Genomic DNA, 710 nt, shown 5'->3' with positions numbered 1-710 from the left:
ATGGTTTCAATTGTGTACAATAATTTTAAAGTTTAGATTAAAAATATTTTTAGTTTAGTATATATAATTTATTGTTTATAAAAATTTTTGTTTTATTTAGTTTTACTAAACTATGAATATTTGCATTTTGCTTTAAAGTTATATTTATATCTAATAAAAATTTTAAATTTCCCAAAATATTCAAATCTATCTCTTTTAATAAAAAATTCGCTTCGCTCATATAGCCAACGATATATCCTCGCTACCGCTTCGGATACATCCGTTGCTCAAAATGTCATTTTTTTCTTTTCTAGATACATTGATATTACTTTAGTACACAGATTATCCACATTTTTTTGAAGTATCATAATTTCCTTGTAATGAAAAAAGGTGAACTATAAAAACTATAGTTCACCTTTTTTCATTTAATATCTATTTTTTATCTAAAGTTTATATTAACGATTACATCCACAGTTGTTGTTGTATCCATGGTTATTATTGTATCCATAATTTTCGTTGCAATAATCATAATCATTATCATCATCTTCTGAATATCCATAGTCTTCTAAATTACATCCAAAGTCATCATTGAAGCAATTTTTATAACATTGAGCTGCTTGTTGTAAACAGCATTGAGCTTGTTCCATTAATTCTTGCGCATCATTTGCAACTTCTTCATAGCAATTCCAAAGTTCATTAGCTCTTTTACATTCTTCTATAGCTTGTTRTTT

General features: G+C 25.4%; 1 protein-coding gene. It reads right to left on the bottom strand.

The window, feature by feature from the left end; all coding sequences use genetic code 11:
* Positions 1–434: 434 nt before the first annotated feature.
* On the bottom strand, positions 435–710 hold a 276-nt coding region (locus G3997_RS01005), incomplete at its 5' end, for a hypothetical protein (protein ID WP_296646718.1).

Source organism: Romboutsia sp. 13368 (genome assembly GCF_018336475.1).
Taxonomy (GTDB): Bacteria; Bacillota; Clostridia; order Peptostreptococcales; family Peptostreptococcaceae; genus Romboutsia.
Note: the sequence above shows the minus strand (reverse complement) of the source record. Positions and strands in the feature narration are given on the sequence as shown.